This is a genomic window from Vibrio gallicus (assembly GCF_024346875.1).
Taxonomy (GTDB): domain Bacteria; phylum Pseudomonadota; class Gammaproteobacteria; order Enterobacterales; family Vibrionaceae; genus Vibrio; species Vibrio gallicus.
The window spans coordinates 1,699,791-1,713,920 of sequence record NZ_AP024871.1 but is presented as its reverse complement, the minus strand read 5'-3'; the positions used below and the strand labels follow the sequence as shown (position 1 = coordinate 1,713,920).

The 14,130-nt window shown below is 44.8% G+C and carries 15 protein-coding genes, 1 tRNA gene and 1 pseudogene; 11 read left to right on the top strand and 6 right to left on the bottom strand.

The features are described 5' to 3' along the window. Positions 1-38 precede the first annotated feature (38 nt). Positions 39-620 carry a VOC family protein gene (locus OCU28_RS07920; protein WP_261815669.1) on the top strand — a complete coding sequence of 194 codons (582 nt, stop codon included), beginning with the start codon at positions 39-41 and terminating at the stop codon, positions 618-620. On the opposite strand, the gene purU is transcribed toward OCU28_RS07920, so the two are convergent. Next, the gene (gene purU / locus OCU28_RS07915) at positions 615-1,448 is read right to left on the bottom strand and encodes a formyltetrahydrofolate deformylase (RefSeq protein ID WP_261815668.1); all 834 of its coding nucleotides are present in this window, start codon (positions 1,446-1,448) and stop codon (positions 615-617) included. The two genes, OCU28_RS07920 and purU, sit on opposite strands and share 6 nt — an antisense overlap. A 112-nt stretch (positions 1,449-1,560) precedes the next feature. Between purU and OCU28_RS07910 the strand changes: the two genes are divergently transcribed. The 6 genes from OCU28_RS07910 to rnd all read left to right on the top strand — a co-directional run bounded on the left by OCU28_RS07910 (position 1,561) and on the right by rnd (position 8,624). Further along, positions 1,561-3,489: an ATP-dependent DNA helicase gene (locus OCU28_RS07910; RefSeq protein WP_261815667.1), complete on the top strand. Its 1,929-nt coding sequence runs from the start codon at positions 1,561-1,563 to the stop codon at positions 3,487-3,489. Between the two features lie 43 nt (positions 3,490-3,532). Then, positions 3,533-4,234 carry a tRNA (adenosine(37)-N6)-threonylcarbamoyltransferase complex dimerization subunit type 1 TsaB gene (tsaB, locus tag OCU28_RS07905; RefSeq protein WP_261815666.1) on the top strand — a complete coding sequence of 234 codons (702 nt, stop codon included), beginning with the start codon at positions 3,533-3,535 and terminating at the stop codon, positions 4,232-4,234. A gap of 23 nt (positions 4,235-4,257) precedes the next feature. Continuing rightward, positions 4,258-4,800, top strand: coding sequence for a Slp family lipoprotein (locus OCU28_RS07900; protein WP_261815665.1), 543 nt, complete (start codon positions 4,258-4,260; stop codon positions 4,798-4,800). Position 4,801: 1 nt separating this feature from the next. Beyond that, positions 4,802-5,635: an alpha/beta fold hydrolase gene (locus OCU28_RS07895; RefSeq protein ID WP_261815664.1), complete on the top strand. Its 834-nt coding sequence runs from the start codon at positions 4,802-4,804 to the stop codon at positions 5,633-5,635. A 144-nt stretch (positions 5,636-5,779) separates the two neighbouring features. Then, positions 5,780-7,456: a long-chain-fatty-acid--CoA ligase FadD gene (fadD, locus tag OCU28_RS07890; protein WP_261815663.1), complete on the top strand. Its 1,677-nt coding sequence runs from the start codon at positions 5,780-5,782 to the stop codon at positions 7,454-7,456. A gap of 46 nt (positions 7,457-7,502) precedes the next feature. Further along, on the top strand, positions 7,503-8,624 hold the full coding sequence (rnd, locus tag OCU28_RS07885; RefSeq protein ID WP_261815662.1) for a ribonuclease D: 1,122 nt from the start codon (positions 7,503-7,505) through the stop codon (positions 8,622-8,624). A gap of 78 nt (positions 8,625-8,702) precedes the next feature. Here rnd and minE read toward each other — a convergent pair whose 3' ends face one another. The 3 genes from minE to minC are packed head-to-tail and all read right to left on the bottom strand — an operon-like array spanning position 8,703 to position 10,456. Next, complete coding sequence (minE, locus tag OCU28_RS07880; RefSeq protein ID WP_261815661.1) at positions 8,703-8,966, bottom strand: cell division topological specificity factor MinE; 264 nt, start codon at positions 8,964-8,966, stop codon at positions 8,703-8,705. A 3-nt stretch (positions 8,967-8,969) separates the two neighbouring features. Beyond that, positions 8,970-9,782 (bottom strand): septum site-determining protein MinD, encoded by an 813-nt coding sequence (gene minD, locus OCU28_RS07875; protein ID WP_261817464.1) that lies wholly within the window; start codon positions 9,780-9,782, stop codon positions 8,970-8,972. Positions 9,783-9,796: 14 nt separating this feature from the next. Further along, positions 9,797-10,456, bottom strand: a complete 660-nt coding sequence (minC, locus tag OCU28_RS07870) for a septum site-determining protein MinC (protein WP_261815660.1) — start codon at positions 10,454-10,456, stop codon at positions 9,797-9,799. 180 nt (positions 10,457-10,636) lie between these two features. On the opposite strand from minC, the gene OCU28_RS07865 reads away from it, so the two are divergent. Beyond that, positions 10,637-10,924: a YcgL domain-containing protein gene (locus tag OCU28_RS07865; protein WP_261815659.1), complete on the top strand. Its 288-nt coding sequence runs from the start codon at positions 10,637-10,639 to the stop codon at positions 10,922-10,924. 15 nt (positions 10,925-10,939) lie between these two features. Beyond that, on the top strand, positions 10,940-11,926 hold the full coding sequence (locus tag OCU28_RS07860; RefSeq protein WP_261815658.1) for a lytic murein transglycosylase: 987 nt from the start codon (positions 10,940-10,942) through the stop codon (positions 11,924-11,926). A gap of 77 nt (positions 11,927-12,003) precedes the next feature. Here the strand turns inward: OCU28_RS07860 and folD are convergent, their stop codons facing one another. After that, positions 12,004-12,861 carry a bifunctional methylenetetrahydrofolate dehydrogenase/methenyltetrahydrofolate cyclohydrolase FolD gene (gene folD, locus OCU28_RS07855; RefSeq protein ID WP_261815657.1) on the bottom strand — a complete coding sequence of 286 codons (858 nt, stop codon included), beginning with the start codon at positions 12,859-12,861 and terminating at the stop codon, positions 12,004-12,006. A 200-nt stretch (positions 12,862-13,061) separates the two neighbouring features. Here folD and OCU28_RS07850 point away from each other — a divergent pair. Further along, a tRNA-Arg gene (locus OCU28_RS07850) sits at positions 13,062-13,138 on the top strand. Positions 13,139-13,205: 67 nt separating this feature from the next. After that, positions 13,206-13,475, top strand: a pseudogene (locus OCU28_RS07845) (GrpB family protein); the annotation flags it as partial. Between the two features lie 92 nt (positions 13,476-13,567). On the opposite strand, the gene OCU28_RS07840 reads toward OCU28_RS07845, so the two are convergent. Further along, complete coding sequence (locus OCU28_RS07840; protein ID WP_261815656.1) at positions 13,568-13,972, bottom strand: bleomycin resistance protein; 405 nt, start codon at positions 13,970-13,972, stop codon at positions 13,568-13,570. Positions 13,973-14,130: the final 158 nt, after the last annotated feature.

The window sequence follows — 14,130 nt, the reverse complement described above, 5'->3', positions numbered from 1 at the left end:
GCAGTTAATTACAATAACTAGGCAAGGGTAAGATTCCGTTGAACAGATTACAGCAAGAGAAGTTACATCCGGTTCAGATGCTACAGCGCGTTAGTGATTTTATGCATAAGGTCGAAGCCTTAGCTCAGGAGTTAGGGCTCCCGATTGACGCGTTTCAAGCCGATCACCTTGCACTGCGCATTAACGATTGGGAGGTGGCTAGCTTAGCTCATCAGGCGTGGAAAGATTATGGACGCACTATCTCAGAGGCCAATATCAATGGTCGTCCAATTGTGGTGATGTTGCTTGAGAATCCGATTAAGTATAAAAACTGGAACATTGAATGCCTTGAGTTGCCTTACCCGGCTAAACCCTATCCCAATCAAGATTGGGAGCATGTTGAGTTTGTTATTCCATCAGATGCGCTGGTGGCAGAGGATTATCTAGCAGAATTATGTCAGCGGTTTTGTGGCCTAGCAGGCGCGTTAGACAATCAAGGTTACAAGGTTAAGCTTTCAAGCCCAAAAGGGGAGGGAGAGCGCCTAGCAAACCCAACTGTCGCCATTAAAAAGCAAGGGGTGTGCATTAAGCTTCACCCCCATCCATTAAAAGCTGTAGTTGAGTCAGAACAAGGACTATAAGATAACGGTCTTATTACCGTTAACAAATACATTGTCATTAACGACTTTATTTAGTGCTTTACTGAGAACGTTTTTCTCTACGTCGCGTCCTGCTTGTGCCATGTCTTTTGCACTGAAGTTATGGTCGACTGGGATAACGTCTTGCTTAATGATTGGGCCTTCATCAAGATCATCGGTAACAAAGTGCGCGGTGGCACCGATGATTTTAACGCCACGCTCATATGCCTGCAGGTAAGGTTTAGCCCCAATAAAGGCAGGTAAGAAACTGTGGTGAATGTTAATGATGCGATGCCTATATTGAGCCACAAAGCCTGGATTTAATATGCGCATGTATTTTGCTAACACTAAATAGTCAGGTGCATATTGGTCAATAGCGGCGGTGATCTTGGCTTCGTGTTGTTCGCGGGTTAACCCTTCATGGCTAACATGACAAAATGGGATATCAAATTTTTCCGCAAGGGGTTGCAGGGTGTCATAGTTGCCTATAATAGCGGCAATATCGATATTGAGAGAACCATCGAAGGCCTTGATTAGGATGTCACCCAAGCAGTGAGCTTCTTTGGTGACTAATATAACTACCTTCTTTTTGGAAGAATCTACTAAGGATTTACTCGCGCCTTTAGGCAGCGCTAACTCTAAGTCTTCGAGTAATACGGCATCATTGAAGTTACCCTCAAGTTCCGTGCGCATAAAAAAATGACCGCAAGTATTATCAACAAACTCATTGTTATGGATAATGTTTAGCTGATGCTTGTAGCAGATATTGGTGATCTTGGCGATAAGACCCGGCTCATCAGAGCAATGGGTTAGAAGTGTTTTTCTTTCCATGAAAAGGATTCCTTTAAAGAACTAATGCCACCACTATACTCAAGAATAGTTTTGATTCCAGCCGAAATGATGGAATTTTTAGGGAAATTAACATCCCATTAAAGGAAGTAAGTTGAAGATTAATAAGGTGTTTTCTGTTGATGGTGCGCTTGGTAAAACCATTCAAGGCTTTTTACCACGTGATGCCCAAACAGAAATGGCGCAAGCAGTTAGTGATGCCATTACCCAGCAACAGCAACTTGTGATCGAGGCGGGTACCGGAACGGGAAAAACCTTCGCTTATTTAGCCCCGGCGCTGCTTAGTGGCAAAAAAGCAATTGTGTCTACTGGTTCTAAGAATCTGCAAGAGCAATTGTTCCATCGTGACCTTCCGTTAATGGTGGACGCTTTAGGCTTTACTGGGCGAGTAGCTTTGTTAAAAGGGCGCTCTAATTATTTGTGCTTAGATAGATTGAGCCGCCAGATGATCGAGAGCCATGGACAGCATGCTGATCCTCTATTGCTCAGTCAGTTAGTTAAGGTTCGTAACTGGTCATCTTCTACAAAATCGGGTGACTTGGGCGAGTGTGAGTCACTGCCTGAAGACAGTCCTATAATCTCCGACATAACCTCTAATAACGATAATTGTTTAGGTAAAGAGTGCCCGAGCTATCAAGAATGCTTTGTATTTAAAGCCAGAACCAGAGCCCTAGAAGCGGATCTGGTGGTGGTGAACCATCACCTTTTTTTAGCGGATTTAGCCGTAAAAGAAACCGGGTTTGGGGAACTGCTTCCTGAGGCGGAGGTATTTATTTTTGATGAGGCGCACCAGATCCCAGATATTGCCAGCCAATATTTTGGTCAGTCTTTAAGTTCGCGCCAGATAAACGATCTAGCCAAAGATATAGAGATTGCGTATCGCACCGAAGCCAAAGACATGCGTCAGCTGCAAAAGGTGGCAGACAGGCTAGTCAGTTGCGCTGCCGAATTGCGCATAGCGTTAGGTGAACCCGGCTTTCGAGGTAACTGGCGCGAGAGCTTAAAAAGCAGTGATGTGCAGCGCAATGTGACGCGTCTTTCTGAAGGGTTACAGCTTACCCGAGAGGTGTTAAAGGTTGCCTTAGGTCGCTCGCAACTACTCGATACGGCTTTTGACCGAGTTACGCTATTACAGAATCGCTTACAGCGGGTATGCGATACTGCAATTATGGGGTACTCCTATTGGTTTGATTGTACTCGGCGCCATTTCTCTTTGAACATCACTCCGCTTTCGGTTGCAGATAAATTCAAGCAACAGGTTGATGAGCAAGGAGGTAGCTGGATATTTACCTCGGCTACGTTATCGGTTTCTGACGACTTTAGCCATTTTACCTCTCGCCTCGGATTGATACCCAAGCAGCAAATGGCACTTAACAGTCCCTTTGATTATCAAACTCAAGCTACGCTATGTGTGCCGCGTTATTTACCTGAGCCCAATAGCCCGTTGATGGCGCAAAAACTGGTATCTATGCTAGCGCCTGTCATTGAGATAAACAGAGGGCGCTGCTTCTTTTTATGCACCTCACATGCCATGGTAAAAAACCTCACTGAACGCTTTCGTGAATGCTTAACCCTACCGGTACTGATGCAAGGTGAAAGTAGCAAGCAGGCGCTATTGCAAGAGTTTGTTGAGTTGGGGGATGCCTTGCTCATTGCCACAGGAGCATTCTGGGAGGGGGTAGATGTTAGAGGTGACACCTTAAGCTGTGTTATCATCGACAAATTACCCTTTACCGCCCCGGATGACCCACTACTTAAGGCTCGCATCGAAGATTGCAAGCTAAGTGGCGGTGACCCATTCTATGAGGTACAACTGCCGGATGCGGTTATCGCACTTAAGCAAGGGGCAGGGCGATTAATTCGGGATGCAACCGATCGTGGTGCGTTGATTATTTGTGACAATCGCTTGGTAACTCGGGATTATGGGAAGTGGTTTTTATCCAGTTTGCCACCGATGCCAAGGACTCGCAGCATCTCAGCGGTAAAAGATTTTCTACAGGCTTGCGACAGTGATCGCAAGTGATATTGAACGGGCCTTTGTGCCCAATGAAGACATTGAGAGTAACATGAGCGCTAAAATTTTAGCTTTGGATACCTCTACTGAGTTCTGCTCGGCAGCACTTTGGGTAGATGGCGAACTGTTTTATCGTGGTGAGGTGTCGCCTCGCGGACATACGACCAAAATCCTACCTATGGTTGATGAGATTTTGGCTGAGGCTGGGCTGTCGCTCAAGCAGCTAGACGGTTTAGCGTATGGACAAGGTCCTGGCAGTTTTACGGGTGTGCGTATTGGCATTGGTGTTGCTCAAGGGCTGGCGTTTGGCGCTGATTTACCTATGTTAGGCGTATCAACGCTTAAAGCTATGGCGCAAGGCGTTCATCGCACTTTAGGCTCTAATAATGTGGTAGCCGCAATCGATGCCCGTATGAGTGAGATATATTGGGGGCGCTACAGTAAAGACACCACTGGCCGCTGGATTGAAGTGGATGAAGAGTGTGTAATTCCACCTTTAGAGCTTGTAGAACAGACCAAAGCCGACGATAAAGCGTGGATGCAAGCGGGAACCGGTTGGGAGGCATATAAAGATGGGCTTGAAGGGTTGGCGTTATCTACTACCGAAAGTGGTGTGCTATATCCTGAGTCTCAAGACATTGTCACTATCGCCGTGCAAGAGTGGGATAGCGCACCCTTGGTAAGCGCCGAAGAGGCAGCTCCGGTATACCTTAGAGATAAGGTGGCATGGAAAAAACTACCAGGTCGCGAATAACGACTTAACCGCAAGAGGTTCCAATGGCAAAGGCGCTAGTGTTATTCATTTCATTGTTTGTAGCAGGTTGTGCTTCTTTGCCTGAACCTATCGATAGCCAAGACATAAATATCACCACCGATTATCAAGGATGGATAAACACAGCGCCACAAGAGGTAACGAGTGTGCGTTTAGGGGGTGTGATAGCTAAGGTAAGTAACGAGGCTAATCGTACTCGCTTGGAAATCGTCAATCTACCAATATCAAATAATGGCAAACCGAACCTCAATATTGAGCCAGAAGGGCGCTTTGTCGCCTATATCGATGGCTTTGTGGACCCAGTGACCTATGCCAAGGGGCGCTTGGTGACTGTATTAGGAGAAGCCTCCGGTTATGAGCAAGGTATGGTGGGTAAGTTTGAGTATCGATTCCCCGTCCTAAAAGTATCGGGTTACCATCTATGGAAGATAAAAGAGACGGTTATCATCGATGATAGCCCATCAAGTATGTTTCCTTGTCGCTCATTGTATTGTCGAGAAGTAAGGATCGGCCCATCCACTGGACAAGTTATTCAACAGGTGGAGTAAGATGGATATTGTTTTAGCTGAACATAAGTTAAAGGCGCTACGCTTTGCACCTGACGCACCAACAGCGACGGTATTATTGCTACACGGTTGGTTGGACAACGCCGCGTCATTTGAGCCCTTAATTGAGAGTATGCAACGCATTCAGCCTCAATTTGAGTACATTGCTCTTGATTTGCCTGGGCATGGACTGAGTTCACACTCCCAATCTGGCTTTTATCCCTTTCATGATTATCTAGATGTATTGCATCAAGTAATAGGCAAGCTTTCTCGTCCAGTTCACTTAGTTGGACACTCCCTTGGGGCATTGATTGCCAGTTGTTATAGTGCGACATTTCCTGAACATGTTGCTAGCCTTACTCAGATAGAGGGGTATGGGCCAATGTTTGAGGAGGAGTATCACGCAATCTCTCGCCTTAAAAAGGGCATACAGAGTCGGCAGCGCATTGTTGATAAACCTGCGCGTTATTTTGCAGATATTTCGCAGATGATAACACTTAGGGCTACCACCACAGGCCTTGCTAAAGAGTTGGTTGCTCCGATTGTCTATCGGGATGCTGTCGAGGCCAAATATGGCTGGCAATGGCGCCACGATAAAAAACTAAAAGCGGATTCACTGTATCGAATGCCACCACAACACGCCAAGCAAGTGATCGCCCACTTACCGACTAAAAACCTGCTGGTATTAGGCAAACAAGGCTTTGCGGAATTACCCCATCGCTTTGTAGATAATCCCAACCCCAACACCCAGTTAATTGAGCTTGAAGGGGGGCACCACTGTCATATGACATCTCCAGAGCCACTTGCTCGCGCATTTTTCGAGCTATTAGCCCAGTAAATTTTTACTTTTGTGAACGTAAAATGAACTCAGGGCTAATTTTCGGCTAACCTACTTATATTAATACGAAATCAGTGCTATTAGACGCTGACGAAGCCCCAATTGGGGTATATAATGCGCCCCTATTTTTTCAGGAGTAATGTAGTGAATAAACCTTGGCTCTCCCGTTATCCTGCTGACGTGCCAGAAACTATCGACCCAGATATTTATCCCTCGTTAGTAGAGATGTTTGAAAACAGTGTTCGACGTTTTCCCGATCAACCCGCTTTCCTAAATATGGGTTCGGTGATGACTTACCGGAAGCTGGAAGAGCGTAGCCGAGCATTCGCAGCCTATCTTCAGAATGAACTAAAGCTAAAAAAAGGTGACCGCGTCGCCTTGATGATGCCAAACCTGTTGCAATACCCAATCGCACTATTTGGTGTGTTGCGAGCAGGCTGTATTGCGGTGAATGTCAATCCGCTTTATACCCCTCGTGAGCTAGAGCATCAGCTTAATGATGCAGAAGTAGAGACCATAGTTATTGTGTCCAACTTCGCTAATACCTTAGAGCAGATTGTAGATAATACCAGAGTCAAAAACGTGATATTGACTAGCCTAGGACAAATGCTTCCAACCGCTAAGGGTACCTTAGTTGACTTTGTGGTGAAGTATGTCAAAGGTATGGTGCCTAAATATGACTTGCCGGGAGCGATTTCGTTCAAGAAAGCCTTACATAAAGGGCGTCGCCTGCAATACGTTAAGCCATTTATGAGTGGCGAGGATATCGCATTCCTTCAGTATACCGGCGGTACAACCGGTGTTGCTAAGGGCGCTATCTTAACCCATACCAATATGGTTGCTAATGTCATGCAAGCTAAGGCGGCATATGGTGCCAAGCTCGAAGAAGGGCGAGAGCTAGTGGTTACTGCGCTACCTCTGTACCATATATTCGCTTTAACCGTAAACTGCTTACTGTTTTTGGAGCTGGGTGCCCACAACCTTCTTATTACCAACCCTAGGGATATCCCAACCTTTATTAAAGAGCTGAAGAAGGTGCCATTTACTGCCATAACAGGTGTAAACACCCTATTTAATGCCTTGGTAAATAACGAAGATTTCCAAGAATTAGATTTTAGCCGTTTGCAACTGGCAGTTGGTGGGGGCATGGCAGTACAAAAAGCCGTGGCCGAAAAATGGAAAAAGACAACCGGTGTATTCTTGCTTGAGGGCTATGGTCTGACTGAGTGTTCGCCTTTGGTATCAGGTTGTCCACACGATATGACCGATTACAATGGGTCGATTGGTGTTCCGGTACCTTCAACTGAAGTGCGCATCGTCGATGATGAAGGCAATCCTCTAGCTATGGATCAGGTCGGAGAACTGCAAGTTCGTGGGCCACAGGTTATGCAAGGCTATTGGAAGCGTGCTGAAGCGACTCGAGATGTTATCTCCCAAGAGGGCTGGTTATCAACGGGTGATGTAGTTCGTTTTGATGATGAAGGCTTCCTACACATTGTCGATCGCAAGAAAGATATGATTTTGGTGTCGGGCTTTAACGTGTATCCTAATGAGATAGAAGATGTTGTAGCACTGCATGGTAAGGTACTTGAGGTTGCTGCAATAGGGGAACCGCACGAGGTTTCCGGCGAGATTGTTAAGATATGTGTTGTGAAGCGTGATCCTTCTTTAACCAAAGAAGAGTTGATTACGCATTGCCGTCAACACTTAACTGGATATAAAGTGCCTAAGATAGTGCAGTTTATGGAAGACTTACCTAAGACGAATGTCGGTAAGATCCTGCGACGAGAGTTGCGAACTGAACAAGATCAAAAAGCATAATCCTAAATCGCCCTTAAAGGGCGATTTTAATTTTTGTGAGAATATTTTGAATTATCAAATAGTGACTAGCAACGATGTGTTGCAAACAGTGTGTGACGCTACCCGTAGTAAAGCAACGGTAATGTTAGATACAGAATTCGTTAGAACCCGCACATTCTACCCACAACTGGGATTAGTGCAGATGTTCGACGGTGAGGTTTTGTCGCTGATTGATACCAATGTGATTACCGATGTCACCCCATTTGTTGACCTGTTACAAGATCAGAGCGTGATGAAGGTATTGCATGCCTGTGGTGAAGATATCGAGGTTTTCCAGCATCATTTTCAGGCTCTGCCACAGCCTATGGTTGATACGCAGGTTATGGCGGCATTCTTAGGGCACGGTTTATCAACGGGCTTTGCAGCGTTAGTAAATGAGTACCTTGGGGTTGAACTCGATAAGAGTGAGTCGCGTACCGATTGGCTGGCAAGACCGCTAACCCAAAAACAGCTCGACTATGCGGCGGCGGATGTATTCTATCTGCTCCCTATGTTTGAAAAGCTACAAAACAAGATTGAAGAGCTAGGGTATTGGCAACAAGCATTGCAAGAAACCGCTTTGCAACTGGCTAAGCGAGTGCGCAATACTGACCCGCAAATGGCGTATAAAGATATTAAAGGTGCATGGCAGTTAACGCCTAAGCAACTGAGTATCCTTAAGCCTTTGGCAGCGTGGCGATATGAGCAAGCAGTGAAAAAAGACCTAGCCTTAAACTTTGTATTTAAGGAAGCCGATTTGCTTACCATTGCTCGATTTGAAGTCACTTCATGGCGTGAGATGGAGCGCCGTGACTGTGATGTTCGCTCGGTAAAACGTTATGGTCGTGTGATTTCTCACATGGTAGAAAGTGCTCAGCAGACGCCAGAATCTGAATGGCCAGACAAGATAGAGCGTTTGGCTGACGCAACGGGCTACAAACAGATCTTTAAAGTTTTAAAAGATGAATTAAAGCTGGTGGCGCAAACTACGGAGCTTGCCAGTGAGTTCTTAGCCTCTAAGAAGCAAATTAATCAGCTTATCTCTTGGGTGTGGCGTAAGAATAAAGATCCACAATCTATTCCTGATTTAATGCAGGGCTGGCGAGAGCCTTTAGTGGGTAAAAAACTGTTAGCTCGTTTAGAGAGCTAAGCGTAGAAACAAAGCATAAAAAAAGCGACTTCAAAAGTCGCTTTTTTGTGGCTCAATTTTCACTGTGCAAATCGGTAATTAATTATCGTCATCTGGCAGTTTTACATTGAGCTCAAGCACGGCAATATCATCATGCTTTTGCTCAAAGCTAACATCAACCATGTTCGGATCAACATCTACATACTTACTTATCACGCGTAGAATATCGGCTTTTAGCTCAGGCAAATATGCCGGTGCTGGGTCATCTTGGCTACGACGCTCAGCAACGATTATCTGTAAGCGCTCTTTGGCAAGGTTAGCCGTTGATTTCTTTTTAGGACGGAAAAATTCTAGTAGTGACATAACTTAACCTCCAAATAGACGCTTGAAGATGCCTTTTTTCGGCTCGGTAAGAAAACGAAACTCAATGGTTTCACCCAGTAAGCGTTGCACAGTGTCATCGTATGCCATACCTGCATCTGATTGGTCATCAAATATAACAGGGACCCCTTTGTTCGATGCATTGAGTACTGCTTGGCTTTCAGGGATAACACCCAACAAGTTAATGTGTAGGATCTCTTCAACATCCTCAACGCTAAGCATTTCACCTTGCGTTACTCGAGCTGGATTGTAGCGAGTTAACAGCAGGTGTTGCTTAACAGGCTCAAGGCCAAGTTCAGCACGGCGAGATTTAGAATCAAGAATGCCTAAAATGCGGTCTGAATCACGCACAGACGAGACTTCAGGGTTAGTTGTAACCACGGCTTCGTCAGCAAAGTATAGCGCCATCAACGCGCCTTGCTCGATGCCAGCAGGGGAGTCACAGATAACAAAGTCAAATCCCATTTCATCTAATTCATCTAGTACTGCTTGTACCCCTTCGCGAGATAGAGCATCTTTATCACGAGTTTGAGAAGCAGGCAGGATGAAAAGGTTTTCAGTGCGTTTGTCTTTTATCAGTGCTTGGTTTAGTGTCGCTTCGCCATTAATAACATTGACAAAATCGTACACTACGCGGCGTTCACAGCCCATAATAAGGTCTAGGTTTCGTAGACCAATATCGAAATCGATAACTGCGGTTTTTTTGCCTTTTAGGGCAAGTCCCGAAGCAATAGCGGCACTAGAGGTGGTTTTCCCTACGCCGCCTTTACCTGAAGTAACAACAATGATACGTGCCATCATTTTTTCCTTTATTAAATTTTAAGTAGTTCGCTATTTAGAGTTTCATCCTTCAAACTCAATATCACTCGCTCTCCCCAATGATCGGAGTCGATTTGCTCGCTAAGCCAATAGTTCCCAGCAATAGAAACTAATTCTGCTTGCATATTATGGCAGATGATAGTGGCATTTTGACCGCTGGCACCAGCAAGGGCGCGACCACGTAAAGTGCCATAAATATGTATGCTTCCATCCGCAATAACCTCAGCGCCTGCGCTGACACTATTTAGAATTATTAAGTCGCAATCCTTAGCATAGACTTGTTGTCCGGAACGCACCGGAGTACGAATGATTCGACTCGGTACAATAGGCTCTGGCGCTTTGTCTGGACGATTGGTTCCCGTCATAACGGCCAACCCGGCTTCTCGGGCTGCCTTTTCGAGTTGTTTATCGTTACACTCAGTAACCCCAACAGGTATCATTCCTACATTTTCTATGCCCTGTTTGAGGGTTGATAGGTTTAAATCTGGCGACGCATCGGATAGATTAATCACTAAGGGAGCGGATTTAAAAAATGCAGGCGCTTTCGATACTTTTTCATCAAGATAACGGATAGCAGACTGAGAGTCATGCTGGTGCATATGAAGTACTGTGAGTGGAAAGCTACTGCCTTTCAAGTCTGGAGATTGAGACATCGAACCTAGCCTTGGCATATAATCTGATTTAATTCTCCTCATGTTATATTTCATTACGAGGGGCGACAAGTAATCTTATTGTCAAAATATGCTTTTGGCTTCAAAATCCCCAATAAGCGGTGTTTTTAACACTTTTGTATTGTTTATTTTAGACAATCACTCGATAGATCAAGGGATCTTATGATTTGCGCAATTTATAGAAGTAGTAAAAAAGCAGGTATGTACCTCTATGTCCCTAAGAAGGACGATTTTAGCCAAGTGCCTGATCAGCTTATGCAGATGTTTGGCAAGCCAGTTGTTGTGATGATGATCAATTTAGCGACACGTTCTTTGGCACTTGTTGACACAGACAAGGTCAAACAATCATTGGTTGATGATGGTTATTTCTTACAGTTGCCACCACCGGTGGAAAATGAACTGGAAAAACACAAGAAAAGAAATAAACAAGGCGGAACGCCGACGGAGTAATAAATGGACTTTGCAATGAGAACAAGGACGTTCGCATGCCTACTGGGCCTATTTTCAATCCCTGTGTTTGCACAGGATAGTTTGGTCGATAGAGACATTAGTTTTGAGGCGTATGTTGAGACGCTAAAAACGCAAGCTATTGAGCAGGGGATACGTCCCAATACCGTAAACCAAGCCTTCGATAGCATCGAATTTAAACATCATGCTGTAAAAGCTGACCGCTCTCAGCCTGAGCACAAAATAACCCTCGAACAATACCTGCCTAGAGCAGTACCAGGTTGGAAGATTAAGCAAGCGAACAAGAAATACGCCCAGCATCGACAAGAGCTAGACCGAATCGGTGCGAAATACAGCGTTCAGCCTCGCTTTATCGTGGCACTGTGGGGCGTTGAAAGTAACTTTGGTTCTTTGACGGGGGGCTTTGGGGTTATTGATGCACTCACTACTATGGCATTTGAAGGGCGCAGAGAGACGTTCTTTCGCAATGAGCTAATGCATGCGTTGACCATCTTAGATGAAGGGCACATCACCGCTGATGATATGAAAGGCTCATGGGCCGGTGCTATGGGGCAGCCTCAATTTATGCCTAGTTCGTTTTTGAAGTACGCCGCCGATGGTAACGGAGATGGCACTAAAAATATCTGGGGCAATGAGAGTGATGTATTTGCTTCAGCGGCTAATTATCTAAAACAATCAGGCTGGGATCACACCTACACTTGGGGTCGTGAGGTTAAAGTTAGTAAACCGTTAGCAACTGAGTTATATGGGCGACAAAAGGGACAGGCGAAAACCTTAACTCAGTGGCAAGCATTGGGGGTTAGAAATCAGCAAGGACAGGATTTACCCGTGCTTAAGTCTGATATCGATGCTTGGTTGATTGCACCTGATTCGCCATCAGGGCGCACCTATCTGGTATACAATAACTATCAGGTATTAATGAAGTGGAATCGCTCGTATTACTTCGGGCTGGCAGTGAGTCAGCTGGCGGACTCGATACGCTAGGTGTGCTGTAGGTTGATTACGTTGAATTTCCCTAGTACAAAGAGCAAAAGCCTTGGTACTAGGGAATGAATCACGACTTATTGATTACTATATTGCTCGCAAGCAATCAGTGTATTCTCAATTAGTGAGGCTACTGTCATTGGGCCAACGCCACCAGGGACAGGGGTAATAAACGCCGCATTTTCTTTCGCTACGTCGTACTCTACATCACCAACCAGCTTACCGTTGTCTAGACGGTTGATGCCTACATCGATAACCACTGCGCCAGGCTTGATCCACTCACCAGGAATGAAGTTCGGTTTACCTACCGCAACCACCACAACATCGGCTCTACGAACCTGATCTTCAAGATCATTGGTGAATCTATGACAGATGGTTGTAGTACAGCCTACTAGCAGTAATTCAAGTGCCATCGGGCGACCAACAATGTTTGATGCGCCAACTACGGTTGCATTCTTACCGTGAGTAGGGATGTTGTAGCGTTCAAGTAGGGTAATAATACCCTTAGGAGTGCATGAACGTAGCTTAGGCATACGTTGCACTAGACGACCCACGTTATATGGGTGGAAGCCATCAACATCCTTTGAAGGATGGATGCGCTCCAATATAGGAGTAGAATCAATACCGGCAGGAAGCGGCAGCTGAACTAGAATCCCATCAATTTCTGGATCTTGGTTTAGCTCATCAATAAGCGCAAGAATCTCTTCTTCAGTCGCCGAGTGAGGTAAATCGTAAGAACGAGATAAAAAGCCCACCTCGTCACATGCGCGGCGCTTACTACCCACGTATACTTCAGAAGCAGGGTCTTCGCCTACCAATATAACTGCTAGTCCTGGCGCTCTTAAGCCTGCATCAGTTCTCGCTTTTACTCGAGCTGCAACTTCAGCGCGAACAGTTTTAGAAATCAGTTTTCCATCAATATTTTGAGCAGTCATACATCCTCGTAAGTGTTACAGTCCAAAATTTTTTTGCATTGTCGCAAATATGCACAAGTTTTACTACAGAGCAATCGTTTGCCTAGAGTGAAATTTATTGATTTTTGCTGTTTCTGATTTAATTTTCAGCACTTGATACAGAATGAGGCATAAACACGTTGACCAATGAAATCCAGAGCCTATAATTCTTTCCTTGTAGCGCGCCCTTAGCTCAGCTGGATAGAGCACGTCCCTTCTAAGGATGTGGTCAGAGGTTCGAATCCTCTAGGGCGTGCCATATTCTATAAGGCCTGACGACTTTTTAAGTTGTCAGGCCTTTGTCGTTTTTGGGGTTTATTCTTTGTACGTCATTGGGATTCCAAGAAAAAAACGAAACATTGCGAACATCAGAGCTATGCATGATGGAAGCCACCACCGGTGATGATGTTGCTTTCCAGGTTGTAGCTAACGGTTCTGAGTTTGAGTTCTTTATATTATTTCGTGACCAATTACGCTCGAACGATTCTCTAGTTCGACAGTACAATGAGCTTAAAATGTCCTGTAAAGGGTATTCTCAAGAGAAGTACCGCAGAAAAAAGTCGGCCTTTATTGAGCAAATATTAGCACAGGCATAGCATACAATTATCCGATTTGATGTGGTAGCTTGCGCTCATTTCATATAACGGTTGGTATTGTTTGAAAACGATAACTGATGGGTGTCCGGTTTTTATTTGTTTTCGCAGAACCTAAATAGATAGCCATTTGGGTCTTGGGCGATAAACTGCTTTTGTACAGCTAATTGGGCATTACATTCGTAGGTTTTAGTTTCCAATTCCATGTAAATTGAACCAGGTAATATTGATTGAACTCGCTGATAAAGTTTTTCAATATTAATAGTATCCCATTGGAAATTGACACCTCTCCCAAACGGGACTTCCATATTCCCTGTTAACCAGTGCCTTTCGGCAGTACCCAAACCTTCTAGCATTAAATCGACGCCGTCTAACGTGAGAAACAAAAACTGCTCTTCCGGACGTTCATACTTAATACTAAAACCAAGAACATCGATATAAAAGTGCTTACTTTCGTTGATATCAAGACAATAAAGCTCGGGAACGACTCTTAATCCCATTTCAACCTCCCCCGTATAACGATTTCAATGTCGTGCCAGCACGAATACATACATTCAGCATATCTTAACTTATCTAACACATTTTAATCCTAAAGTGCGGTAGAAATACATGATACAGGTCTTACCTAGTTTTATCTGATTTCACGTATTAATTTATG